The sequence below is a fragment of the Acinetobacter sp. ANC_7634 genome (assembly GCF_056779875.1).
In genome coordinates, this window is record NZ_JBWYIT010000006.1 from 39,552 (window position 1) to 63,517 (window position 23,966).

Here is a 23,966-nt window from a genome sequence, read left to right on the forward strand (position 1 = left end):
TTAAGTGATATAAATCATCATGAATATGACAACTGCTAACACAGCACGTTTACTGATTACTTGCGAAGATAAACCAGGAATCGTGCAGGCTGTATCGAGCTTTTTGTATCATCAAGGGGCAAACATCACTGCGCTTGATCAATATGCAACAGAAGCTCAGGGCGGGCGTTATTTCATGCGTGTTGAGTTTGAACTCGACAATTTGCAAAGCCGTAAGGAAAATATTCTACAAACTTTCGCCACAAACGTAGCTGAACGTTACAACATGCATTGGCGTCTAGCTTTAGTGTCAGATGTAAAGAAAGTAGGTATTTTGGTATCGAAAGTCGATCATGCCTTGCTTGAACTTTTATGGCGTCATGCACGTGGTGGATTACCTTGTGAAATCACTAAGGTTGTGTCGAATCATGAAGATCTACGTGAGTCTGTGGAAAATTTCGGTATTCCTTTTGAAGTTGTGCCTGTCAATAAAGAGAACAAGCGCGAAGCATATGCAAAAATTGATGAGTTAATGCAAGGTAATGATTTGCTTGTACTCGCACGTTATATGCAGATTCTTGATGAAGAGTTCGTCTCTAAGTGGGAAATGAAAGTGATCAACATTCATCATTCTTTCCTTCCAGCTTTTGTGGGTGCTAACCCTTATAAGCAAGCGTATGAAAAAGGCGTAAAACTGATTGGTGCAACAGCGCATTATGTGACAGCTGATTTGGATCAAGGCCCGATTATTGAACAAGATGTTGAGCGTGTCAGCCATGATTTTACAGTTGATCAATTACGTGAATTAGGTCAAGACGTTGAGCGTAATGTCTTGGCGCGTGCTGTTAAGTGGCATTTAGAAGACCGTATCATTGTTGATGGTAATAAAACTGTGGTATTCCAGTGATTTTTAATTAAATATCACTGATTTATTAAGGCATGCGTGAGCATGCCTTTTTTATTGATGATCAAAAAAACTCATCAAAACTGCAGAATTAATAGTTGCAAATGAAAACACTTCTCATTTATTATTGGCGTACTTTAATTGTACTAACCGATAAGTTTGATTGAAATCTTCCTTCTGAAGACAGCGTCAATGTATATCAGGTCATAAACTTTAATGAGCCCATCTTCCATTCCTATGATGCAAAATCCAATCTCAATGAAAAAGAAAGTGCTTACTTCGCTCATTGCAGTGGTGATCGGGCATATTGGTGTTTTATTTGCAGTGAGTCAGATGAAAACACCTGAATTAAAACCTATTGATAAAGACCCAATTAAGGTTCGTTTTGTTCAGATTAAAGAGGATGCGCCACCGCCGCCACCTCCTGTTGAACCTGTGGAACCTCAAGTTCAACCAAAACCAGAACCTAAAGTCGTTGAACCACCTCCTGTGGTTAAACCCAAAGTCATTGCTGAAAAGCCTAAACCTGTCGAACAAAAAGCAATTGTTCAAGAAGATAAATTAGAAAAGCAAAAGCAGGAACAACAGCGTTTAGAGCAAGAACGTAAAAATCGTGAGTTACTTGAACAGCAGCGACGTGAGCAAGCATTGCGTGACCAACAGCTACGTGAGCAACAAGAACGTGAGCGCTTGGAAAATGAAAGACGCGAACAAGAACGTCGTGAGCAGCAAGCTCGTAATACACCAAAGAATTTAAGTATTGGGCAAATATCATGGTCTCGTACACCGAAGCCATCATATACCAACCGAGATTTACAAGGTTCTGATCGTACTGTTGTAGTATCGATTGAAGCGGACACTAACGGTAATGTAGTGAATGCCAGAATCACAAAATCAAGTGGGATTGATTCGCTTGATCAAAAGATTTTACGCTCAGTGCGTAATGCAAAATTCAGACCTTATAAGGAAAATGGTGTGGCTTATCCGTTTAGAGCGGAACAACCATTTGAACTTAAGTTGAATTCTAACGGCTAACTTTTATTAGGAGTTCGAGTATGAACTTTTCAGTTTATTGGCAACATGCTGATGCAGTCAGTAAGACGCTTTATTTCGTTTTACTCGCAATGTCTATTGCGACATGGACGATTGTCGTTTTACGTGTGATGGGAACACGTCAACTGAAAGAAGTTGCTTATGCTCAACTCTCTAAAGCACTAGCAGGATTGAAAGCAAAACTCGCTCCTTTGGGATTTGAACAACGTAAAGCTGTTGCGGAGCAAGCTTTATTGCGTCAGATTGCTTTGGAAAAAGCATCTGCTGAAAAAGGTGTTGCTGTACTCGGAACAATTGCCTCACTTGCACCATTTGTAGGGCTATTTGGTACAGTATGGGGAATCTTCCATGCATTGGTTGCAGTAGGTAAAAGCGGTCAAGCAGGACTTGCACAAGTTGCAACCCCTGTGGGTGAAGCCCTGATTATGACTGGTATTGGTCTAGCAGTAGCTATTCCAGCAGTGATTGCATACAACATTTGTATTCGCTTTAATCGTACATTAAGTAATGAACTACAAGATCATGCTCACAGTCTTTTAATCGACACGATGCTGCAACAAGATTCTTCTGCGCAAAAAGTTGAAGTGAAAGCGACTCAAGAAAGTTACGTTGGAGGTCAAGCTTAATGGCTTTTCAATTGGGTGAAGACAACGATACAGGCATGACGGAGATGAACCTCATCCCGTTAATTGACATTATGTTGGTTTTGATGATCATCTTCTTGGTGACAGCGACCGTTGCTAACCCATCAATTCCATTAACTTTACCAAAAACGACAGCGGATATCATTGATCCGCCACCTGAATCGATTCAAGTAAGCATTAACTCACAGGGTGAGATTGCATGGGATTCAGAAATTATCAGCTTAGATGAATTGCAAAAAAGATTTAACGATGCCGGTGGTTCAGCACAACAACCGACAATTATTCTTAAAGCAGATAAAGAATCACGTTACGATACTGTTGCTCAAGTGATGTCACGTGCAAGCGAAGCCGGGCTTGCTGACATTGCCTTTGCCACAGATAATTAACTGATTAACATGAGAAAAGCGACCATAAGGTCGCTTTTTTTATACCTGTATTAGTCTTTGAGTAAACCTTCAAATTTAGAGCGAAGCTTTAAAAGTTTTGGTGGGATACTAAAATTGCAGTAGCCCTGAGTCGGGTTACGAGCAAAGAAATTTTGATGATATTCTTCAGCAGGGTAGAAGGTCGGTACTGAGCTTAGTTCTGTAACAATATCTAAACCTTCTGCTTTTAACTGTTGAATCGCTTTCTCTGCAATCTGGCGCTGTTCTTCATTAAAATAATAAATGACAGAGCGATATTGCGTACCTATATCATTACCTTGGCGATTGAGTGTGGTTGGATCATGTGTTGCAAAAAATACATCAAGCAATTGAGCAAAGCTAATTTGACTTTCATCAAAATCCACTAAAACCACTTCTGCGTGATGGGTGTCTCCTTTGCAAATGTCCTCATAGCTTGGATTGGCCGTATACCCACCCGCATAACCACTCACGACTTTAGTGACACCTTTGAGTTGAAGGAAAACTGCTTCAACACACCAGAAGCATCCGCCACCGAGCAAAGCTTGTTGCATGGGATTCACCTTATTGAGTTGCAATGACTGAAATAATGGGGTGTAGAATGAAAAAAGCAACCAGTGAAATGGTTGCTTAACTGTTAACGCGGTTGTATTGCAGACTCATACTGCAATACTGGATTACCATTCTCATCGAGTAGGCGAAGCGTTTTGTCATAGACTTGGAATGCCGCGACTTTTGCCAAGGCAGCATTATAGCGATTTGCAAGTTCTTGAGTATTCACACACATCATTTGTGTAGTTGCAACTTCACTCAAGCTAATTTTGTCAGCTTTAATGCTATATGCACCCATAAAACGGTTACAACCATCTGCACCACTCAAACGACTAGATGCTGCATCAAATTGAATACTTGGAACATTGTGTGCAGTAGGGTCGGTCTTAAATTCTGTTGCGCCAATATGTGTCAAAATCCAAGTTTTATTTTGCAATTGATTAAGTGCTTGTTGTTGCTTTTCAGCAGATGGTGTTGTGGTACATGCTGTAAAAAGTAATGCTGAGCCTATAACGGATACGGCTAAAAGTTGTTTTAACATATGAAATGCCCCTGTGTTATTTCTTTCTAATGTAAATTAAATTCAAGTCAATTTTATGTATATCAACTGATACGCTAAGGTGCAAGCTCTGGCTGACTCTGAGGGAGACCCAGACGAATCAATTTTGAATAATTTTCACTACTTTGATATTTAAATTGATTAAATTGGTCTGTTCTTGGGTTGACATGTGCCTTGTTGTACCATGTTTTGATATCCCAATGATGTTGTAATGCCCCTAAGTCATACAGATAATTAGGTAAATAACCTGAGGCTAATAATCGGTAGTCCACTGGCAGTTCATGTTTGGAAATCGCTTGAACCATATCAAAAACCAAAGTGGTGCAGTTACTGGTCAAGGTGTTATACCATTTTGGTTCTTGACTAAGTTTATCTGCTTGCTCTAAATATTCCTCAAATAAAGCTTTCATTTCAGCAGCTTCCATGTTGATTGGGAAAAAATAGACCTGCTCATTACGTACATTGCTACGTGTATAAATAATGTCTTTCTCGTCAGCAGCAACTAAACTGACTTCGTACTTTCTAAAAAAACCACCAATAGCAGAAAACTCTTCATCTTTTTCTTTGCGAATTTCAATCGAAAAGGTCAGTGGTTTAGAGTTTTTGAAATCAAAGCTGACTAAAGTGTGGGCGATTTGTGGTCCCATCCAATATGAAGTAATGATGTTAATGCCACTGATTTGATTCAAATCAATTTGACGTGTTTCCCAGCGTTCTTGATAGGTTCCGTCTTCATTCCATGCAAAATTACGCACATTGTGTAAAGTGACCCAATCACCTTGACGTTCATAATTGAGAATTCTTGCGACTTCAGGATTCCACTCACGGTCTTGTTTGGCAGGGATACTAAAATACCAAACTAAACTGAACGCAAAAAAGACAATGTATAAGACAACATCTTTACTACGGCTGAAAAAATGTTGTGTTGCATATATGCCTAAAACACTTAAGGCAAAAGCGACCCAAAAGCCAATGATAATACGACTGACTAACCAGCCAAATGGCTCTTGAACCCATAAGGCCATACATAACCAAATTGAAGAGAAGATGACAAATAAACTAAATAGGGAGTGAAAAGCTCCCTTTGCAAGCGCAAGAATAAACTCTCTTTTACCGATGTTATGCATTGTTATTGGCTATATGTAAGAAAGCTTTATTTTTGGTAGGTTGCGAACTCAAATGCAATATTTGTTTTGTCATCAATGTGTTGCTCTGATGCCACTTTTTTAAATTCAGGTGGAATCTCAGGATAATGAGCATCACCTTGAACGTCTAATTCAACATGCGTGAGTTCTAAGCGATCCGCAATAGAGATCGTTTGGCTAAAAATTTCTCCACCACCTATGATAAAAATAGATCCAGGCTTTTCTGAAGCTTTTACATCATGGACTGCCTGCTCAAGTGCACTCTCGATTGTATGCGCGATTTTTGTTCCTTCAAATTGCCATGACGTATCTCGTGTAATGACCCAATTTACACGTTTAGGAAGCGTTCTACCCATAGACTCAAGTGTTTTACGTCCCATCACCACAACACCACCTTGGGTAATTTCTTTAAAATGTTTGAGATCAGCTGAAATATGCCATGGCAAATCATTTCCTTTGCCAATACAACGTTGCTGATCCATTGCAACGACGTGTACGACTTCTAAACCTTGAAATGCCATGATTATTCTTCCAGCGAATATGAGTTAAAGAGGGAAATGTAAAGTTGGATCACGATTAGTATCAACTGTGATCCCAAAAGACATTAGTTAAAATCAAACCGCAACAGGTGCTTTAATTGCAGGATGCGATTCGTAATTTACGATTTCAATATCTTCAAATTTGAAATCAAAAATATCTTTAATTTCGGGATTCAGTTTGAGTTGGCACAATGGAAGTGGTTCACGTGTTAATTGAAGTTGTGCTTGCTCGAAATGATTGGCGTAAAGATGAGTATCACCACCTGTCCAAACAAAATCACCGACTTCTAGATCACAGACTTGCGCAATCATATGGGTGAGAAGTGCATAACTTGCAATATTAAATGGAACGCCAAGAAAAACATCAGCACTACGTTGATAAAGCTGACATGATAATTTTCCATCCTGAACAAAAAACTGGAAAAGCGTGTGACAAGGAGGGAGTGCCACTTGTCCAGCTTCTTTTGGGTTCCAACCTGATACGATTAAACGACGGGAGTTTGGATTGGTTTTAATTTCATTAATTAACCATTTGATTTGATCAAAACCATCTTGCTCGTATAAACCATCGTCTTTTTTAGTTGCACCAAAGTTACGCCATTGGTGTCCATATACTGGACCTAGCTCTCCTTCAGGACGTCCAAAACGAGCAGTCTGCTCAGCTGTCGACCATTCATCCCAAATTGTAACTTTATGATCTTGCAGATATTTAACATTGGTATCACCTTTAAGGAACCAAAGTAATTCAATCACGATTGAACGGAAGTGAACTTTCTTTGTGGTCAGTAGAGGAAAACCTTTAGAAAGATCAAAGCGCATTTGATGACCAAATACAGAACGAGTACCTGTACCAGTACGGTCACCTTTATCACCGCCATTGTCGAGGATATGTTGTAGTAGGTCTAAATACGCTTTCATAAATGTCCTGATCGATTTGAATGTGGCATTTGAAGAATAAACCAATGCCAAAAATTTCATTGGCATCAGTTTATACTAAAGCAGCATGCATTTTAATATCTTCCTTACGGAATAGACTCTTTGAAAGCGAGTAATTAAAGAAATAAGAAAGCACCCTTTAGGGTGCTCTCATTTAACACAAAATTTTAGGGCTTAAACAGTTTTGTGTCCTGTATGTACAGTATGAATTAAATCGCTTAGGTCATAACCAATGGATTGAGCATATGCTAGATACGCTTGCTTGATAGATTCATTTAACACAGGTTCACGGTGCAGAATCCAAAGATATTTTTGATTAGGTTCACCGACTAAAGCAGTTTGATAATTTTCATCGATCTTAAGTACCCAATAATCACCCTTAGTGAATGGAATCCAACGAAATCCTTCAGGCAAAAAGCTGACTTCTAATTTGCCATGTTCAGCATCTACAACTGTGGCTTCGCCAATAGACTCATCCAGTTCTTTGTTGCCATCAAGACAACGATTTTGAACACGTACAGTTCCATCGCTGTTTAAGGTATAGACTGCCGAAATATCCGTACTGTCTTCAGGTTGATGCTTCATTGGTAAGCGTGCAATCTCATACCAAGTACCTAAATAGCGTTCAAGTTGGAAGTTAGATACGGTCGTTAAATTTTGACTCATTATGATTTACTCCATTTAATCTAAATTAGATACATCCTTTGAGTATAGGCACAGTTTTGGAGTAGAAATAATACTGTTCTGTAGCAAAGCGTTAAGTGAGTGTGATTAATTTTATATTTATTTTCATTTGCTTAGTTGTTTTGAAATTCAGCGGGGTGTACGAGATGCATATAAACTCACTACGAATAATCCCACTGCGCTATAACCCATGAGTTGTACAAAAAGTGCAAAAAACTCTCTGCTATTTTGAAAGTTCAGCGCTGAAAGCATGAAGATAAAAAATACAATCAAGATGAAAGGACTAAAAGCATAATATGCTTTCAGCTGATGCTTTAGACGCTTAGATTGGATCAAAACATGATGAATAATGTGTAGACTTAAGCCTAAACATAAGCTCATTAGTGTCGATAGAAAATCAAGTTTTTTAATTTCAGCTGTCAACAGAATCACTACACACGTTGATATACAAATGATCAATTTAATCGTGCGTGTGCATCGTTCCGAATACCAGAAATTTAACATAATGACGTTTTAATGCTGATGTTGATGAAGTAGTGACAGTGGAGAAAATAAGCAAATAGATAAAGCCATAAATCCTAATCCTTGAGCACCAGGTAAAAGAATTTCTCCATCCTTTGCATGTATGAAAATTAAGGCAAGTAGCAGAGCGATAGGAATCCAAGTAAATAATCGGTACATCAACCCTGTTGGATGGTGTGAAGCGAAATGAATTTTACAGTAACGGCAAATAAGAAAAACGATACCTGTGCCCACAAACATTAAGATCGCATCGAAGTTAAGCGGTTGCATCCAATATAACGTAGCGGTAGCACTCGTAATCAAAATAAAAAATAAAGCTTTGTGTTGTATTGAAACTTTAGGATCAAACCAAAACTCGAGCATAGTAATCTGAATCAAAGTAAATAAGTCAAAACTCTAGCACAAAAAAAGGTGAACAAGATGTTCACCTTTGAGGGCATGATTTACTTATTTGCCATTATTTTGTAGAGGACCCCAGTCATATACTTTCTTTTGGTAGGCATACCAAAGCATCCATAGCCCGATGAGAATCATTGGAACTGTAAGGAATTGTCCTTTGCTCATCCATCCGATAAATAATTGTCCATTATCTGGCTCACGGAAGAATTCAACTGTGAAGCGAGCGATGCCATATCCAATTAAGAAGAGGGCAGAAACAGCCATGCGTGGACGAGGTTTAGAACTAAACCACCACAGAACAATAAAAAGAATCAAACCCTCACAGAGTGCTTGGTAAAGTTGGGATGGATGTCGTACGAGTTGTAAAGGATCTGTAGGGAAAATCATACCCAATGCGAAATTTGGATCTGTGACTTGTCGGCCATAAAGTTCGCCGCCAATAAAGTTGCCAATACGACCAAACATCAGACCTGTTGGAACACATGGGGCAATAAAATCCAGTGTTTGGAACCAAGTCATTTTGTATTTTTTACACCACAATAACATGGCCAACATGACACCTAAGAAGCCGCCATGGAAGCTCATGCCACCTGTCCAAACTTGGAATAACCATATCGGATTTGCAAGGAATTGATCAAAACCATAAAAGAACACATAGCCTACTCGACCACCAATCACGACACCTAATGCACCGTAAAAGATGAGATCAGAGACCATGTCTGGTGTCCATCCTCGTTGCTTAGCACGGAATGTTGCCAAGCCCCAAGCAAATAAAAATGCGAGTAGATACATGAGTCCATACCAGTGAACTTGTAATGGACCCACAGATATTGCCACTGGGTCAATAGAAGGATAGGTCAGCATTGCTTTTCCTTTATATTATGTTTTGTGTCGATTCTAACGGAAAGACTGAAAAAATGTTGTACATTCAATGTGTAAAGTTCTAAGGATGCAACGATGTGTATTGTAGCAATCGCATGGCAAGTGTTGGATGAAACACCATTATGCTTAATTTCAAATCGGGATGAGTTTTATCACCGACCTGCTTCACAAATTCATAAGTGGGAAAATAGCCCAATTATTGCAGGTCAAGATTTACAATCTGGTGGGACATGGATGGGGATTACTGCTGCAGGGCGTTGGGCACTTGTGACAAATTACCGTGATGCAAATGATAAGAAGGAATATCCAACTTCAAGAGGACATATCATTCAGCAATATCTGGAATCCGATTTAGCACCGATCCGATTCGCCCAAGAATTAGAAAAAAAGCAATGTGATTACGCTGGATTTAACCTTTTTATCGGAACCTCTGATCAAGCGGTTTATATGAGTAATCGTGGTGAATCTCCACAAGTGCTTGCCAAAGGTGTATATGTGGTTTCCAATGGTGTATTAAGTGATCCATGGGAAAAAACCAAACATTTGCGTAAACGCTTCACACAAGAGTTCTTACCATTATTGCAATTAAATCCCAATGCTCAAAAAGCGTATGATTTAGAGTACGCCGTTTGGGATATCTTACAAGATGAAAGAAAAATTGATTTAGACTTATTACCTCAAACGGGCATATCAGTGGAAATGGAGCAGCTGTTATCTTCTACTTTTATACAAAGCCCGATATATGGAACACGATGCTCAAACTACCTGTTGTTGAAAAGAAACCAATGGACTTGGCTTGAAAAAACGCAGCAAGGTGAACATCAGAATCACATAGTCAAAATTGATCTGAATCTCTCAAAAAAAATGCCGACATCGTAGTCGGCATTTTCTATTTCAATGTTTGAATTAAGCAGCAGGAGTGTTTTCTTTCTTTTCTAGACTTTCACCAACAATCTCGCCACCATCTTTACGTGTAATCACGACCGTCGCAGAGCGAGGACGTGTACCTTTACCACCGCTGATAGTGTTGCTGTGATTTGCAGGCCAAGTGCCACCTGGATGCTGAACATTCACAAAAATAGCTTTATAGTCTGGTGTCATCGTTACACCTGTAATTTCACAGCCTGAAGGGCCTGTTAAAAAACGACGTAACTTTGAATCATCAAGCTGTGCGCCAGCAGGAGTAAGTTGAGTGGCATTATTTGAACCAGCATTTGCAGAAGTCACTTTACCATCACTTACTTGACCTGGAAGTGCAGCGAGCATCATGCAATTCGTTTCATCTGTATAAGCGCCATCATCAGTCTGTACCCACAAGACACCACGTGGATCAAACCATAGGCCATCTGGACTTGAGAAATCATTTGCTGATGTGAGTCCAGATAGGTTTACACCCGGAAGTGAATCTTCTTCTGCGCCAAATAAGAAGATATCCCATACAAATGTTTTTGCTGTAACAGTATCACCAGTTTCACGGAAACGAATAATATGTCCGTTGATATTCCCGCGAGGACTACCACCTTTATCATTATCAGCATAATTACGAGGGTTGGCAGCATCAATCGTATGCTCACTTCCACGTAATGAGTTATTTGTTAAGGTGACATAAACCTCACCATTCTCTGGGTTTACGGCAACCCATTCTGGACGATCCATTTTGGTTGCACCAACTGCATCACCTGCTAAACGGGCATTTACCAATACATCAGCTTGATCTGTAAATTTGTATTTTGAATAACTAGCAATTAATGGATTGGAGATATTGAGTTCAATCCACTCACCAGACGTCTTTTGAGTTGCTTCATTAAAGTTAAATTTAGCAACATAGAATTTACCGTTATTCATATATTTATCGCCAGCAGCATAACCACCGTTGATATCTTTAGGGTCCCAAACCGCATCTGAAACAAATTTATAGATATATTCGCCTTGAGAGTCATCCCCCATATAGAAGGCTAGTGGTTGCCCAGGAATGGCACGACTGACACGACAATCTTCATGTGCAAAACGTCCAAGAGCTGTACGTTTTACTGGGCGTTGACGACCATCAAACGGGTCAATTTCAACAATCCAACCAAATGTATTTGGTGAGTTTCTAAAATCTTGAGTTGCAGAAGATGCAGAGACTTTAGTTAACCAGCGCTCATAAACATCTTGAGGGAACAGTTGTGCTTGAACTGTGTGCCACTTATAAGAACTATTTGAAGCAATTTTATAGCGTTTTAACGACTCCAAATCCTTTTCAGAACGATCTTTATCATCGCGAGTAAAGTATTGGTTAAAGTTTTCTTCAGTGGTTAAGTATGTGCCCCAAGGCGTATAACCGTTACCACAGTTATTGATCGTACCTAATGTAAATGTGCCTTCTGGACTGATCTTGGTTTGTACCAATTCATGCCCTTTTACAGGACCAGCGAAATCGATCGGTGTTGCAGCTGTAATTCGACGGTTGAATACAGAGCGTTTGTTTAGAGTGACTTGTTGAGTTGTAGGATTTTTTTGTACTTCAATCACTGAAACGCCGTGACAGTTGATTTCACGTAATGCTTCATCTTCAGAACGAATATCCGCTGAAATGGTATTATTCGCTGGATGCAAAATCGCTTTGTTATCTACATATTCGTGGTTGAGTACCAGTAAACCTACATTTGACTCATTTTGATCATAACGACTATTTTTCATGCCGAAATATGTCATACCGTCATGACATTCGCCTGAGCGCATGGTAAATGAAGCACCACTCGGAATATTATCTGCATCCCATTCAGGCATACCTTCAAAAAGCGGGTCTCCTAGTGCATAAATAACACGTGCTTCATATCCTTCAGGCACTGTGAATTCATTTTTAATATTTTTATCAACCGCTTTAAATGTTAGTTCAGTTGGCGTTTTTGATTTGTCGAATTCAGGTAGAGAAGGATTTGAGTTGTTATTGTCATTGTCGTCACTGTTACAGCCTGCTACTGAAGCCGCTACTGTCAATGCTACTGCACCACCAGCAGTCTTCTTAATGAGATCTCTACGCGTAATTTGCTTTTCAAGTAAATGGTGAAATTCTGGATTCCCCGAATCATTGCTATCGTAATCATCGTTAAAAGGTGTTAAATCAGTCATGTTCGTTCCTAGCATCTTGCTTGGTAGTTTTTAGCGTCACAAACAACTTAATGCGGAATCATGACAATCAAGTGATAGATTTATGTCAGTTGAATTAAGCTTTTATTTAAAGAGTATGAAAAAGGCGAGTCTTCAGACTCGCCTATGTGTAAAAGGGTCAAGATATCAAAGTACTGACTTTGCTCTTCTGTTTTCGAGTAATTTTCCAAACAAAAGTCCCAATTCAAATAACATCCACATTGGTATCGCTAACATAATCATCGAGAGTGCATCAGGTGGCGTCACAAACATAGAAACGAAGAAACAACCTACAATAATAAAACGTCTTTTTTCAACCAATTGTTCTGTGGTAACGACCCCAATCATAATGAGTAATAAAGTCACAATTGGAATTTCAAAAGTTAAACCAAAAACCAAGAATAATTTTAAACAGAAACTCAGATAGCTATTAATGTCAGTCATGGGTGCAACCGTTTCAGGTGCAACGCTAATGAAAAAATGTAAAATCGAAGGGAGGGCTATAAAGTAAGCAAAAGCAACACCTGCATAAAATAATGTAATACTTCCGATGAGTAATGGTAGAGCTAAAGCTTTCTCATTTTTATAAAGCGCCGGTCTGACAAAAGCCCATATTTGATAAATGATAAATGGCATGGCGATCATTAGAGCAACGAAGAAGTTTAACTTAAATGGTGCCATAAATGTCGCGGTGACATCAGTTGCAATCATTGATGAATTTATTGGGAGTTGAGCTCTAAGAGGCTCAGACATAATTTGATAGCTTTGATTTGCAAATGGTAATAAACAAAAGAATAAAACGAGAATGACCCCAACTATTCTAAATAAATATTTTCTTAAAATAATAAGATGCTTGGTTATTGGCATTTCTTCAAGCTGAGGATTTTCCTCATTTGAAGAGATGATATTTGGGAGAGTATTGTGACTCATACTGCCTCCGCTAAGACTACATACGGTTTATTGTGTTGCGCCGAATTTTGAATATGAATAAAACTTTGCTTAGGTGTAGCGTGTCCTCTAAAAGGAACTGCTGTACTTTGCTGAACGTTTAAATACACATAAACAGGGCTTGTTTCAGAGCGAACCTGTTGATGGATAGGTGGATTTAAATATTCATCGCTTAATACTGTGTGTTTTTCAATTTCCTGCATTTGCGCTTTCATTTTTTCTTCTAATTCTTGAATGCGCTTCATTTCAGTCTGCATTTGTTCTTTAAGTTCAGACATTCTTAGTTCACGATCAATATCATTTTGTACATTGCTGACCATACGTTTAATTTTGCCATACCATTTACCAGCAAATCGCGCACCCTCAGGAAGCTTTTCAGGTCCAAGAACAAGCAATGCAATGATGCCAAACATTAATAGTTCAGCCATACCAATATTCAGCATTACTGTTACCTACCTTTAATGTTTCGCTGTTGAATTCAAATCATGAGATGTTTGATGTTCAATCGTGCGTGGTTCTTTTAATTGAGCAGATGTGCTCTGGTCTTCGTCATCCTTAATTGATTTTTTAAAATCTTTAACCGCACCACCAACATCTTTACCCAAATTTTTTAGCTTAGACGTACCGAACAAAAGTAAAACGACAATTGCGAAAATAAGTACGTGCCAAATTGATAATCCAGCCATGATATATTCCTTATTGAAAATGATCTTGAATGATTTCAACAGTTCTTTATGACAGCAAGTTGACGGAATTATTTCAGTTTGAAGTCATGGCTTTCTTATGTGTGCAAGAGACTTATCCTGAAGTGAAATAGATGTTGTGCTAAGATGAGAAAAAATCTATTTCATATTTAATATGGTTCTTCTACTCCCACTAGTCTCCTTTCTTATCGGCTATTTTGGCGTAGAATATTTAAAAAAAATTCGTCCCTTTATGGCGATGTTGTTGGCGAAAGTGCTGATTCCTCTCATCATTATTTACAATATGGTGTTTTATCAAGAGGGTAGTATATGGTTGATGTTATTTAGTTTTATCGCTTCATTTTTGCTGTATTTATTTGTTTATTACCGTACAAAAGACAAATTAGTCTCCTTATGTTCCAGTTACCTCAATATGGCTTGGCTGGGCTTTCCATTTGCATTCGCTATTTTTGGTGCGCAAGCATCTAGTCCTATGGTTGCACTTTATGTCGGGGGCTCTATTTTTGGTAATATTTGTGCAGTGACCGTATTAAGTGCTGAAAAGCAGTCTGCGATGGAGATTTTGAGAAAATTGACTTTCTCTCCACCGATTTTAGCTTTATTAGTTGCTGGTTTTCTTTCGTTATGGAATGTTAGTCATTTTCAGCAGGATGCAATGATTCAATCATTGTATATATTGGATAAGTGGTTAATGACCTTTACAGGGATGTGTATCCTTGGGATGTGGTTATCTCAAGTAAAAATTCACTTGTCCGATTTAATTGAAAGTTTAAAACTTGCTTTGATTAAATTTCTATTTGGTTTAGTGTGCTGTGCGGTAGCCTATTTTCTTCTACCGATTCCTCACGAACTGGTTGTTATTGCACTGATGTCTATGTTTTTTTTATTACCACCCGCAGCGAATATTGTTGCTTTAGAAACACATTATTCAGGAACAGGTGTTTCAGCCCAATATATCGCAGCGGGTACCATCGTAAGTTGCATGACAATTGGTTTATTTGCCATGGTTTATCATGGACTGATCGTTTAGTTCGTTTCGAGGCTTGCTTTGAATAACTGCATGGCTTGACCACGATGACTGATCTTATTTTTTTCTTCTTTGGTCATTTCAGCGCTACTAATATTGAGTTCAGGTAGCCAAAACAGTGGGTCGTAGCCAAAACCATTTTTGCCACGTGCTACTTCCAAAATTTCACCTTTCCAGATTCCTTGGAAAATCTGAGGTAAAGGATCTTCGGCGTGTTGAACTAAGGCGAGTACACAGACAAACATCCCTTCAATCACGTCACCATTGTTACGTAATGGTGCTAAATCTGCCAGTAATTTAGCATTATTGGCAGCATCATCGCCATGCTCACCAGCATAACGTGCAGAGTAAATACCAGGAGCACCACCAAGTGCAGGGACGCAAATACCTGAGTCATCTGCTATAGCTGGTTTACCCGAAATCTTAGAAGCATGTCGTGCTTTGATAATGGCATTTTCTACAAAACTTAACCCATCTTCCACCGCATCCTCAATGTTCAGTTTTCCTTGAGGCACAACGTTAACAGGGAGTTTTAATTCTTCAAATAACTTTTCGAACTCAGCTATTTTCCCTTTATTGTTGCTCGCTAAAACCAAAGTACCTTGATCTAACCAATCTTTAGACGCCATGTTGAATCGCTTTCAGTTTCAAATTTGAAGCTATTCTAACGGATATTTGCGATGATACAGATGAACTCATCTCTAAAATAACCAATCATTAATCATGAGAGATTTAAATACCATTCATATTCGTCAAGCAGAGATCGCGGATGTTGAAAATATTGCGTCCTGTATTGCTTTAGCTTTGAATCACTTTGATGAAATGCCAAAAAGTAAGTCCCTATTTTCAAAAGAAGCTCTTGTATCGCACATCAATCATCAAGAGATAAAATACTTTGTTGCAGAATTAAAGCAGTCGCTTGTTGGGATGATTGCTTACAAACAACCCACTCATATTTTTCATTTTTTTGTTCATCCAAATCTGCAATTTCAAGGCGTTGGAACTCATTTATTTAATTATGTGTTAGATCAATTAACTCAAACGGATATCCAACAGATAACAGTCAATGCACATATAGGGGCTGTTCATTTTTATAAAAAATTAGGTTTTACTTCACATAGTGAAGTGGACATATTCGAAGATATGAAATTCATAAGAATGAAGAAGATGATCGAATAAAAAAAGCACCGATAGGTGCTTTCTTCAAACTTATAAGCGTAATTAACGGCTTTGAATCCATTGATCAGCACGGTCACGTGCAGTACGAATTTGTTCTGGTGTCAGGTTGGCAGCCAAAGCCGTCTTTTTCGTCTCAGACATATTGATCACTTTATTATCTAACATGCCATCACGTGTAGAAAGCTCATACCATTGGTAAGCACCCATATAGTTTTTCTTTTGCTCTTCCATAACGGCTAAATTGAAGCTTGCACGATTGTCACCATGACTTGCTGCTTTTTCGAAGTATTGGCGAGCTAAGGTTTCATTTTTAGTAACACCAATACCATCAGCATACATACGACCCACATTCAGCTGAGCAGATGAAATACCTTGATCGGCTGCTGCCTTATACCAAACGAAAGCTTGTTTTAGGTCTTTAGCAACATCTTTACCATGTTGATAATGTGTTGCCAGATAAAACTGGGCAGCCGGTTGACCTGCTCGAGCAGCTTTTTGCAGCTCAGATACAGGCATACGTGAATACTGTGCAGCCAGTGCAGAAGTTGATGGTTGTTGAGGTACATAATCTGCATGAACTTGGAAACTCAACAACCCTAGAAATAATGAAGTACCTAAGAATAACTTTTTCATAGAGCGCTCACTCGATAAATCGCGACCTCGCCAAACAAGTTCGGGATATGCTTGCTGAGCAAACTCCCTTGTTGATTCCCATTCACGGCTAAACGGTCAATAATTTTAATTTGATTCTCAGCACAAAGTGCTTCGAAATCCTTAAACGTGCACAGATGGATATTTGGAGTGTTATACCACATATAGGGTAAGGCATCCGAAACAGGCATTTTCCCTTTTAAAGCAAGGAAAGAGCGTGTTTTCCAGTGTGCAAAGTTAGGAAAAGTAATAATTGCTTGTTTCCCAACACGCACCATATCGCGCAAAAGCACATCAGGTGCATCTACAGCTTGCAAAGCTTGTGCCATGACAACATAGTCAAATGACTGGTCTGCAAAGCGTCCCAAACCGAGGTTCAAGTCTTGTTGGATGATATTTAACCCTCGACTGACTGCAATTGCAATCTTTTCTTGATCGATTTCTAATCCGTATGCACGAATGTTGTGCTTTTTGCTCATATGAGCCAGTAACTCACCATCGCCACAACCAAGATCTAAAATGCTTGAATCAGGTTTAATCCATTTTTCTGCAAGCTTCTGATCAATACGCATTACACGGTCTCCTTAGGGGTTGAAGCAAGATGGTCTACACCACCTAAGAAAGCCCTTAAAGTTTTGACATATAAAGGGATAGGGAACAAGAACGAGTCATGACCTTGTTCTGCATCAATATCAACATAGCTCACAGGCTTATGATTGGTAATCAATGCATCCACAATCTCAACAGATCGGGAAGGAGAGAATCTCCAATCCGTAGTAAATGAAATCACAAGGAATTTACATTTTGTATTCGACATTGCTTTAACTAAAGATTGTTCATACTCACGAGAAGGATCGAAGTAATCCAAAGCTTTAGTCATGATCAAGTAGGTGTTCGCATCAAAGTTACGACTAAATTGTTCACCTTGATAGCGAAGATAACTTTCAACTTGGAATTCAACATCGAAACCATACATGAATTTGCCAGATTTTAAATCACGACCAAATTTTTGTTTCATGGCTTCTTCAGAAAGGTAGGTAATGTGACCTACCATCCGCGCTAGAATAAGACCACGTTTAGGATAGCTGTCTTTTTCTAAATAGCGACCATGATGAAAATCAGGATCAGACAAAATGGATTGGCGCGCGACCTCATTAAACGCGATATTTTGCGCTGAAAGTTTAGGTGCACTGGCAATAATGACACAATTATTTAATCGGTCAGGATAATCTACAGACCACTGAAGTGCCTGCATGCCTCCCAAAGAGCCACCAATAATAGAGTGCCAAACAGTGATACCAAGACGATCAGACAGCATTGCTTGAGTTTTAACCCAATCGCGCACGGTCACTAATGGAAAATCTGGACCATAAGGACGATTTTCATTTTCAGGATTTGGGGAGGTTGGTCCTGTTGATCCGTTACAACCACCAATATTGTTTAATGCCACCACAAAAAATGTATTGGTATCAATTGCTTTGCCTGGCCCAATACAAGCATCCCACCAACCTGCTTTTTTATCATCTTCATGGTGATAACCAGCAGCATGATGATGACCAGAAAGCGCATGGCAGATCAAAATTGCATTAGATTTATCTGCATTGAGTGTGCCATAAGTTTCGACCATCAATTCGAAACGTGGTAAAACGCGGCCACATTCTAATGCGAGTGGTTCTTCAAATTGGAACTTTTGTGGAACAACAATGCCCACTGAGTCAGCTGGAAAAGACACAGGATAAATTCGCCTAAAATCTTAAGTATGAATAAATAAAAGGATACCACTTGAGGGTATCCTTCTAAAGTCATTTTCGTGCTAAATATTATTGCTAATATTTATACTGCCGCAGCGATCACTTGATCTGTGCTCAAAACACCTTGATCAATTAAACGATTTGTACATGCAATAATTCCTTCAATAGATGAAGTCACGATGTTGTCATGTACACCAGCACCGAATGCTGATTTACCTGTACCTTTGACTTGAAGTTCAATTAGTGCCAACGCTTTAGCATTTGCACCAGAACCAATGCTACGTTCTTCATAGTTCACAACATCGATTGGCAACTGTAAAGCATCTAAAATTGCAGAGATTGGTCCGTTGCCTTCACCACGTAGATGTTGAACTTGACCACCGACTTCAATATCTAATTCAATGACTTGATTGCCATTTTCATCAGATAATCGATAGTTTTTCGCGACATAATGTTTATCTTTCTGATTTACATATGTACTTTGGAATAAACTCCAAATTTGCTCAGCAGAAACTTCTACGCCTTCTTCGTCAGCTACCTGTTGCACGACTTGCGAGAACTCAATTTGTAAGCGACGTGGTAATACGACGTTGTAGTTCGACTCTAACAAGTATGCGATACCACCTTTACCTGATTGTGAATTGACACGAATGACTGCATCATAATCACGTCCTAAATCTTTAGGATCAATTGGTAAGTAAGGCATGTCCCAAATTTCTTCGTTTTTCTGGAACTCAAAGCCTTTTTTAATCGCATCTTGGTGTGAGCCAGAAAATGCAGTAAATACTAAATCACCCGCATATGGATGACGTGGATGAACGGGTATACCTGTACATTCTTCAATAGTAGAAATGATTTCATTAATATTTGAAAAATCTAGATTTGGAGCGACACCTTGGGTATACATATTTAATGCAATCGCTGCAACGTCAACGTTACCTGTACGTTCACCATTACCAAATACACAACCTTCCACACGATCAGCACCAGCCATGATCGCTAACTCGGATGCTGCAATACCGCATCCACGGTCATTGTGACAGTGTACAGAAATAATGACACCATCGCGGCGTTGTAAGTTGCGATGCATCCATTCAACTTGGTCAGCGTAAACATGAGGCCCAGAAACTTCAACAGTCGCGGGTAGATTCAAGATAACTTTATTATCTGGGCGAGCATCCCAAATTTCAGTGACTGCATCACAGACATCTTTTGCAACTTCTAATTCAGTTGCGGTAAAGCATTCAGGAGAGTATTGGAACACCCATTCAGTTTCAGGATATTGTGCTGCATATTCTTTCACTTTTTGAGCCGCATTCACCGCTAAGGCTTTCGCACCCGCTACATCAACATTCAATACTTTTTGACGGAATGTTGGTGAGTTTGAGTTATAGATATGCACAATTGCACGTTTTGCACCTTGTAATGATTCAAATGTACGTTGAATCAAGTGATCACGAGCTTGAACTAATACTTCGATATAGACATCATCTGGAATATGATTTTCTTCGATTAATTTACGGGTAAAGTCAAAATCAATCTGTGAGGCAGATGGAAAGCCAATTTCAATATGTTTGAAACCAATTTTCACCAACATTTGGAACATCTTGAACTTTTGTTCAATGTTCATTGGTTCGAAAATAGCTTGGTTACCGTCACGAAGGTCGGTGCTCATCCAGATAGGCGCTTTATTAATTTCGTTATTTGGCCATTGACGGTCAGGTAAGTCTACACGTTGGTACATGCGACGGTATTTTTTGCTTGGATCAGCCAACATCATGAGATAACTCCTTTCATAGCACAACATGCTTGGGTCTTGTGTAAGGGCACTGCGCTATTTATATCGATTGTGTCTATTCTATCAATTTACAAGTGGCTTACTGCATCATTTTGCTGAATTCTCTAAAAATCTTTTGAATATATAGAGCTTAGCTATACCGTCACAGTGCTTGTAAATTCTTTCTTTTATTATAGTGCGATCTTCAAGAGAATTATTCCCTGATTTAGATCAAAGTATGATGAATGTGAAATTTTTTTTCACAATATATTTTTTTTTAATAATATTTTTCATTATAAAAATTAACTGTGAAAAATAAATTATAGTTCTGCCCATTTTCGAATTAAATTGTGATAGAGGCTCGTGAGTTTGATGACTTGCTCATGTTGATCCCCTAATTCCATACGAAGTTGCTGAATAGATTGATCTAAAGTAAATAACATATGTCGATTTGAATCATCTCGAATCATACTTTGTACCCAAAAAAATGATGCCAAGCGACAACCCGATTGGATAGAAGTGACTTCATGTAAGCTAGTAGATGGATAAAGTATCAAATCTCCTGCAGGGAGTTTGACTTCGTGATATCCATAAGTATCTTCAATGACTAATTCACCGCCATCATATTCGTGCGGATCATTCAAGAATAAAGTACAAGATAAATCTGTTCTCAAGCGTTCTTGTGAGCCTTGAACTCTGCGAATCGAATTGTCGACATGAAAACCGAATGATTGATGCTGTTCATAGCGATTAAACAGAGGAGGGATGATATCTAGTGGAATTGCTGCTGATAAGAATAAAGGATGTTGACCTAGGGATTCTAAAATAATATCACCTAGATGTTTGGTCAGGGGATGATCATTGGAAAGTTGCTGATTATGTTTCACTGTTGCAGAGAGTGTTCCAGCTGTTACCTTTCCATTGACCCAATCTACTTTAGACATTTCTTCACGAAAATATCGAACTTGTTCAGGGCTTAGAATATTTGGAATATGATGAATCACTACGATCACTCACTGCTTTAGGTGATGAAAAGCATAGCTTGTATAGACCTATGCTGAAATGAAATTAAAACTTGAAATTTAAAGACAATACAGCATTTCGACCTTCAGCTTCAGTTGCATAATGCGAAGCATAAGCTTTCGTGAAATAACGTGTATCTGAGAGATTATTGACGTTCAATTGAAGATCAATATCTGAATTTACTTGATAGCGAGCCATGGCGTCATAACGAACATAGCCTGGTACAAATTTGGTATTTGCAGCATCTCCATACACTCGATCCATAGCTAAAACACCAGCACCTAATTGTAATTTAGGGAGAACTTGGTAAGTTGTCCACAAAGTGGCAGAGTGTTTTGCGACATTTTGGACTTGGTTACCATTAGTTGGGCTAGCCGAATAACTTCCATCGCTATTTTTGACATAACCTGCATCAACAATTTCACTATCTAAATATGTGTATCCTGCAGATAAAGCCCATTTATTTGTGATATTGCCGTTTAAGCCTAATTCAACGCCATCAACACGTGTCTCACCAATATTTCTTGTAAATCCATCACTATCTAAAGCGCGAGTATTTTCTTTTTCTGTACGGAAAATAGCAGCTGTGAGATTAATTCTGTTATTCAAAAGGTCCCATTTGGTTCCGATTTCATAGGTTTTGACTTCTTCAGGTTTGAGGTTGTTAATTGCTCTTGCTTGTGCATCAGTCGTATTTCGTCCTGGGACACTTAACCCTTCTGAACCATTACCAGCATCGATTCCAACGGGATTAGCTGAAGTCGCATAGCTTGCATAAATTGATCCATTTTCTCTTGGTTTAAAGGTTAATCCAGCTTGATAATTGAAGAAATCGTGTTTTGAATTATATTTTGTTCCTGATTGAATTGCTGAAGTGCCTGAACCAGTATCTTGATTGTATTTCATTTCAGTTTCGAATTCATCCCAGCGAATACCAAGGTCAAGGAGCCACTGAGGATTAAGCTCAATATTATTTAGGGCATATACTGATTGTGTTTCAGATTTAATCTTCATGACATTTGGATTAGCTTGAACTTTACCTAGCCAAGCATCATTCGAATTGGGGTTATAAAGATCAGTACACCAACCATTTGAAATATTTAATGAGCATGCATTATTAGCACCACTACCGCCTATTAACGTGGTATTAGGGGCGGTTACAATGTTTGTGCCGCGTTCAGAATCTTGTTTACTGTATTCAGCACCCAAATTGAAATTATGTTTTATGATGCCTGTTTGGAGTTTACCTGTTAATGCGAGTTGATCTGTAAAACTGTCAGTGGTTGTTAGGTTGGTATTTAGACGACGCCAAACTTTTCCATTTGCGACGTTGCCCTGACTGTCATCTGGTTGAGTCCATAAGTAATTATTTTTTGATTTGCTATAGACAGCAGTATTCATCAAGCTTAGATTTTCGCTAAAATCGTGCTCTAGCTTAAGGGTCCCACTTTGATTTTCTTGCTTTTGAAAATCACGATTTAACCAACCGTAGTATGTACCCTGTTTAACATCAACGGGTGAGCCGACGGTCGCTTTTCTGTCAGTGTCGTATTTATATGGAATACCTGAATCTGGCTTATCATCAGACTTTAGGTAGTAGTAGGCTAGTGTCGCTCGAGTGAGCGTGTCTAACCCAAAGCTAATACTTGGTGCAATACCAGCACGTTCATATTCAGCGCCATTATGTTGTCCCGCTTTTTCATTCTGGTGACCCATTGCCACGACACGAGTCGCAATACCATTCCCAAAATCTTTATTTGCATCTAATGTGATACGTGCATAAGCATCAGTACCGCCAGCAACAGAGCCTTGGAAAGCATCTCCAGATTTGGCTAATTTGGAAATTAGGTTAATACTACCACCCGTAGAACCTCCACCACCTAAAGTAGAGGCGGAGCCTTTGGTGACTTCAACCTGTTCAACGGCAAACATTTCTCGGTTTTGAGAAGTAGAGTTCCTCACACCGTCAACGTACATTGAACTTTCAGAGTTATAACCACGGATAAATGGACGGTCACCATTTGGGTTGCCGCCTTCACCCGCACCAAGCGTAATTCCTGGAACAGTTCTTAAAGCATCAGACAGCGTAGTCACTTGAGTATCTTGTATCTGTTTTTGAGAAATAACAGAGATTGATTTTGGGGTGTCGAGTAGGGGAGCAATGTATTTAGCGTTTGAGGATTTGTCGACTTTAAATGACTGCTCTGATTGAGCCTCTGATTTAATTGTTTCTAAATGCGCTGTATCTTCTTGTGCAAAAGTTTGACCTGAAATAACAGCCAATGACGTTGCTATAGCAGATGAAACGATTTTTTTACGTGTTGTGATAAAGGCCATGTTTAACCTGATATGAATTTGTTTTCAGGTTGAGAATAATAATGATTCTTTTTTAGCTTTAACGGGTCTTAAAATTGATATTTGCGATTTAAGTTAAACTAAATAACGGAAGCTTAAATGTAATAATGTAATATTTTATGTGTAAGTAAATGAATTTAAATAATATTGGAAAAATTAAAGTTTCTACATTTTTGTATGGCTATTTTTAATAGGGAATTAAATTTTAATAAAATAA

The 23,966-nt window shown here is 38.8% G+C and carries 26 protein-coding genes and 1 pseudogene; 7 read left to right on the forward strand and 20 right to left on the reverse strand.

What is annotated here, in order from left to right:
- Positions 1–19 precede the first annotated feature (19 nt).
- From purU to AC1M9A_RS07885, 4 genes are all read left to right on the forward strand, one after another.
- On the forward strand, positions 20–886 hold the full coding sequence (gene purU / locus AC1M9A_RS07870) for a formyltetrahydrofolate deformylase (RefSeq protein ID WP_092766746.1): 867 nt from the start codon (positions 20–22) through the stop codon (positions 884–886).
- A gap of 213 nt (positions 887–1,099) precedes the next feature.
- Positions 1,100–1,918: an energy transducer TonB gene (locus AC1M9A_RS07875; RefSeq protein WP_481609987.1), complete on the forward strand. Its 819-nt coding sequence runs from the start codon at positions 1,100–1,102 to the stop codon at positions 1,916–1,918.
- Between the two features lie 20 nt (positions 1,919–1,938).
- A complete protein-coding gene (locus AC1M9A_RS07880; protein ID WP_180028347.1) occupies positions 1,939–2,562 on the forward strand; it encodes a MotA/TolQ/ExbB proton channel family protein in 624 nt (207 codons plus the stop codon).
- Positions 2,562–2,966: an ExbD/TolR family protein gene (locus AC1M9A_RS07885; protein WP_035266746.1), complete on the forward strand. Its 405-nt coding sequence runs from the start codon at positions 2,562–2,564 to the stop codon at positions 2,964–2,966. Before AC1M9A_RS07880 ends, AC1M9A_RS07885 begins: the two co-directional genes overlap by 1 nt.
- Before the next feature lie 50 nt (positions 2,967–3,016).
- Here the strand turns inward: AC1M9A_RS07885 and msrA are convergent, their stop codons facing one another.
- The 9 genes from msrA to lgt form a co-directional block, all read right to left on the reverse strand.
- Positions 3,017–3,538 (reverse strand): peptide-methionine (S)-S-oxide reductase MsrA, encoded by a 522-nt coding sequence (gene msrA, locus AC1M9A_RS07890; RefSeq protein ID WP_035266744.1) that lies wholly within the window; start codon positions 3,536–3,538, stop codon positions 3,017–3,019.
- Positions 3,539–3,621: 83 nt separating this feature from the next.
- Positions 3,622–4,077 carry an META domain-containing protein gene (locus tag AC1M9A_RS07895; RefSeq protein ID WP_035266743.1) on the reverse strand — a complete coding sequence of 152 codons (456 nt, stop codon included), beginning with the start codon at positions 4,075–4,077 and terminating at the stop codon, positions 3,622–3,624.
- A 74-nt stretch (positions 4,078–4,151) separates the two neighbouring features.
- Positions 4,152–5,222, reverse strand: a complete 1,071-nt coding sequence (locus tag AC1M9A_RS07900; protein WP_481587592.1) for an Lnb N-terminal periplasmic domain-containing protein — start codon at positions 5,220–5,222, stop codon at positions 4,152–4,154.
- A 26-nt stretch (positions 5,223–5,248) separates the two neighbouring features.
- Positions 5,249–5,761, reverse strand: coding sequence for a dihydrofolate reductase (locus tag AC1M9A_RS07905; RefSeq protein ID WP_035266739.1), 513 nt, complete (start codon positions 5,759–5,761; stop codon positions 5,249–5,251).
- A 93-nt stretch (positions 5,762–5,854) separates the two neighbouring features.
- Entirely contained in the window at positions 5,855–6,697 is an 843-nt protein-coding gene (gene thyA, locus AC1M9A_RS07910; RefSeq protein WP_035266815.1) for a thymidylate synthase, read from the reverse strand.
- Positions 6,698–6,889: 192 nt separating this feature from the next.
- Positions 6,890–7,381, reverse strand: a complete 492-nt coding sequence (locus tag AC1M9A_RS07915; protein WP_481591567.1) for a lipocalin family protein — start codon at positions 7,379–7,381, stop codon at positions 6,890–6,892.
- A 147-nt stretch (positions 7,382–7,528) separates the two neighbouring features.
- A complete protein-coding gene (locus AC1M9A_RS07920) occupies positions 7,529–7,780 on the reverse strand; it encodes a hypothetical protein (RefSeq protein WP_179998671.1) in 252 nt (83 codons plus the stop codon).
- Positions 7,781–7,912: 132 nt separating this feature from the next.
- Positions 7,913–8,284, reverse strand: a complete 372-nt coding sequence (locus AC1M9A_RS07925) for a hypothetical protein (RefSeq protein WP_481591589.1) — start codon at positions 8,282–8,284, stop codon at positions 7,913–7,915.
- Between the two features lie 84 nt (positions 8,285–8,368).
- Positions 8,369–9,184, reverse strand: coding sequence for a prolipoprotein diacylglyceryl transferase (lgt, locus tag AC1M9A_RS07930; RefSeq protein ID WP_035266733.1), 816 nt, complete (start codon positions 9,182–9,184; stop codon positions 8,369–8,371).
- Between the two features lie 93 nt (positions 9,185–9,277).
- Here lgt and AC1M9A_RS07935 point away from each other — a divergent pair, with 93 nt between their 5' ends.
- Positions 9,278–10,081, forward strand: a complete 804-nt coding sequence (locus tag AC1M9A_RS07935; RefSeq protein ID WP_481591566.1) for an NRDE family protein — start codon at positions 9,278–9,280, stop codon at positions 10,079–10,081.
- A gap of 27 nt (positions 10,082–10,108) precedes the next feature.
- On the opposite strand, the gene AC1M9A_RS07940 is transcribed toward AC1M9A_RS07935, so the two are convergent.
- From AC1M9A_RS07940 to tatA, 4 genes and pseudogenes are all read right to left on the reverse strand, one after another.
- Positions 10,109–12,316: a PhoX family protein gene (locus AC1M9A_RS07940; RefSeq protein ID WP_035266728.1), complete on the reverse strand. Its 2,208-nt coding sequence runs from the start codon at positions 12,314–12,316 to the stop codon at positions 10,109–10,111.
- 165 nt (positions 12,317–12,481) lie between these two features.
- Entirely contained in the window at positions 12,482–13,264 is a 783-nt protein-coding gene (gene tatC / locus AC1M9A_RS07945) for a twin-arginine translocase subunit TatC (protein ID WP_481609988.1), read from the reverse strand.
- Positions 13,265–13,475: 211 nt separating this feature from the next.
- Positions 13,476–13,725: pseudogene (tatB, locus tag AC1M9A_RS07950) on the reverse strand (Sec-independent protein translocase protein TatB); the annotation flags it as partial.
- 15 nt (positions 13,726–13,740) lie between these two features.
- Positions 13,741–13,968 carry a Sec-independent protein translocase subunit TatA gene (gene tatA / locus AC1M9A_RS07955; protein WP_035266725.1) on the reverse strand — a complete coding sequence of 76 codons (228 nt, stop codon included), beginning with the start codon at positions 13,966–13,968 and terminating at the stop codon, positions 13,741–13,743.
- Positions 13,969–14,140: 172 nt separating this feature from the next.
- Here tatA and AC1M9A_RS07960 point away from each other — a divergent pair, with 172 nt between their 5' ends.
- On the forward strand, positions 14,141–15,016 hold the full coding sequence (locus tag AC1M9A_RS07960; RefSeq protein WP_481609989.1) for an AEC family transporter: 876 nt from the start codon (positions 14,141–14,143) through the stop codon (positions 15,014–15,016).
- Here the strand turns inward: AC1M9A_RS07960 and rdgB are convergent.
- Positions 15,013–15,642: an RdgB/HAM1 family non-canonical purine NTP pyrophosphatase gene (rdgB, locus tag AC1M9A_RS07965; RefSeq protein WP_481609990.1), complete on the reverse strand. Its 630-nt coding sequence runs from the start codon at positions 15,640–15,642 to the stop codon at positions 15,013–15,015. The genes AC1M9A_RS07960 and rdgB overlap by 4 nt on opposite strands.
- Positions 15,643–15,736: 94 nt before the next feature.
- Here rdgB and AC1M9A_RS07970 point away from each other — a divergent pair, with 94 nt between their 5' ends.
- The gene (locus tag AC1M9A_RS07970; RefSeq protein ID WP_481609991.1) at positions 15,737–16,192 is read left to right on the forward strand and encodes a GNAT family N-acetyltransferase; all 456 of its coding nucleotides are present in this window, start codon (positions 15,737–15,739) and stop codon (positions 16,190–16,192) included.
- 42 nt (positions 16,193–16,234) lie between these two features.
- On the opposite strand, the gene AC1M9A_RS07975 is transcribed toward AC1M9A_RS07970, so the two are convergent.
- The 6 genes from AC1M9A_RS07975 to AC1M9A_RS08000 form a co-directional block, all read right to left on the reverse strand.
- Positions 16,235–16,825 carry a tetratricopeptide repeat protein gene (locus tag AC1M9A_RS07975; RefSeq protein WP_481597594.1) on the reverse strand — a complete coding sequence of 197 codons (591 nt, stop codon included), beginning with the start codon at positions 16,823–16,825 and terminating at the stop codon, positions 16,235–16,237.
- Positions 16,822–17,415: a methionine biosynthesis protein MetW gene (metW, locus tag AC1M9A_RS07980; RefSeq protein ID WP_092766759.1), complete on the reverse strand. Its 594-nt coding sequence runs from the start codon at positions 17,413–17,415 to the stop codon at positions 16,822–16,824. Before metW ends, AC1M9A_RS07975 begins: the two co-directional genes overlap by 4 nt.
- Complete coding sequence (gene metX / locus AC1M9A_RS07985) at positions 17,415–18,575, reverse strand: homoserine O-succinyltransferase MetX (protein WP_035265259.1); 1,161 nt, start codon at positions 18,573–18,575, stop codon at positions 17,415–17,417. Before metX ends, metW begins: the two co-directional genes overlap by 1 nt.
- Positions 18,576–18,676: 101 nt before the next feature.
- The gene (gene leuA, locus AC1M9A_RS07990; protein WP_035265262.1) at positions 18,677–20,374 is read right to left on the reverse strand and encodes a 2-isopropylmalate synthase; all 1,698 of its coding nucleotides are present in this window, start codon (positions 20,372–20,374) and stop codon (positions 18,677–18,679) included.
- 317 nt (positions 20,375–20,691) lie between these two features.
- Positions 20,692–21,375: a Fe2+-dependent dioxygenase gene (locus AC1M9A_RS07995; RefSeq protein ID WP_481610021.1), complete on the reverse strand. Its 684-nt coding sequence runs from the start codon at positions 21,373–21,375 to the stop codon at positions 20,692–20,694.
- 64 nt (positions 21,376–21,439) lie between these two features.
- On the reverse strand, positions 21,440–23,731 hold the full coding sequence (locus tag AC1M9A_RS08000) for a TonB-dependent receptor (protein ID WP_481609992.1): 2,292 nt from the start codon (positions 23,729–23,731) through the stop codon (positions 21,440–21,442).
- Between the last annotated feature and the right edge of the window lie 235 nt (positions 23,732–23,966).

Bases quoted from the DNA above. Each gene is read 5' to 3' on its own strand.
- AC1M9A_RS07900 (WP_481587592.1), bottom strand. From the start codon at position 5,222: ATGCATAACATCGGTAAAAGAGAGTTTATTCTTGCGCTTGCAAAGGGA.
- rdgB (WP_481609990.1), bottom strand. From the start codon at position 15,642: ATGGCGTCTAAAGATTGGTTAGATCAAGGTACTTTGGTTTTAGCGAGC.
- AC1M9A_RS07970 (WP_481609991.1), top strand. From the start codon at position 15,737: ATGAGAGATTTAAATACCATTCATATTCGTCAAGCAGAGATCGCGGAT.
- AC1M9A_RS07880 (WP_180028347.1), top strand. From the start codon at position 1,939: ATGAACTTTTCAGTTTATTGGCAACATGCTGATGCAGTCAGTAAGACG.
- leuA (WP_035265262.1), bottom strand. From the start codon at position 20,374: ATGATGTTGGCTGATCCAAGCAAAAAATACCGTCGCATGTACCAACGT.
- AC1M9A_RS07940 (WP_035266728.1), bottom strand. From the start codon at position 12,316: ATGACTGATTTAACACCTTTTAACGATGATTACGATAGCAATGATTCG.
- purU (WP_092766746.1), top strand. From the start codon at position 20: ATGAATATGACAACTGCTAACACAGCACGTTTACTGATTACTTGCGAA.
- AC1M9A_RS07915 (WP_481591567.1), bottom strand. From the start codon at position 7,381: ATGAGTCAAAATTTAACGACCGTATCTAACTTCCAACTTGAACGCTAT.
- thyA (WP_035266815.1), bottom strand. From the start codon at position 6,697: ATGAAAGCGTATTTAGACCTACTACAACATATCCTCGACAATGGCGGT.
- AC1M9A_RS07960 (WP_481609989.1), top strand. From the start codon at position 14,141: ATGGTTCTTCTACTCCCACTAGTCTCCTTTCTTATCGGCTATTTTGGC.
- AC1M9A_RS07920 (WP_179998671.1), bottom strand. From the start codon at position 7,780: ATGAGCTTATGTTTAGGCTTAAGTCTACACATTATTCATCATGTTTTG.
- metW (WP_092766759.1), bottom strand. From the start codon at position 17,415: ATGCGTATTGATCAGAAGCTTGCAGAAAAATGGATTAAACCTGATTCA.
- msrA (WP_035266744.1), bottom strand. From the start codon at position 3,538: ATGCAACAAGCTTTGCTCGGTGGCGGATGCTTCTGGTGTGTTGAAGCA.
- AC1M9A_RS08000 (WP_481609992.1), bottom strand. From the start codon at position 23,731: ATGGCCTTTATCACAACACGTAAAAAAATCGTTTCATCTGCTATAGCA.
- tatC (WP_481609988.1), bottom strand. From the start codon at position 13,264: ATGAGTCACAATACTCTCCCAAATATCATCTCTTCAAATGAGGAAAAT.
- AC1M9A_RS07905 (WP_035266739.1), bottom strand. From the start codon at position 5,761: ATGGCATTTCAAGGTTTAGAAGTCGTACACGTCGTTGCAATGGATCAG.
- lgt (WP_035266733.1), bottom strand. From the start codon at position 9,184: ATGCTGACCTATCCTTCTATTGACCCAGTGGCAATATCTGTGGGTCCA.
- AC1M9A_RS07875 (WP_481609987.1), top strand. From the start codon at position 1,100: ATGAGCCCATCTTCCATTCCTATGATGCAAAATCCAATCTCAATGAAA.
- AC1M9A_RS07975 (WP_481597594.1), bottom strand. From the start codon at position 16,825: ATGAAAAAGTTATTCTTAGGTACTTCATTATTTCTAGGGTTGTTGAGT.
- tatA (WP_035266725.1), bottom strand. From the start codon at position 13,968: ATGGCTGGATTATCAATTTGGCACGTACTTATTTTCGCAATTGTCGTT.
- AC1M9A_RS07925 (WP_481591589.1), bottom strand. From the start codon at position 8,284: ATGCTCGAGTTTTGGTTTGATCCTAAAGTTTCAATACAACACAAAGCT.
- AC1M9A_RS07935 (WP_481591566.1), top strand. From the start codon at position 9,278: ATGTGTATTGTAGCAATCGCATGGCAAGTGTTGGATGAAACACCATTA.
- AC1M9A_RS07885 (WP_035266746.1), top strand. From the start codon at position 2,562: ATGGCTTTTCAATTGGGTGAAGACAACGATACAGGCATGACGGAGATG.
- AC1M9A_RS07895 (WP_035266743.1), bottom strand. From the start codon at position 4,077: ATGTTAAAACAACTTTTAGCCGTATCCGTTATAGGCTCAGCATTACTT.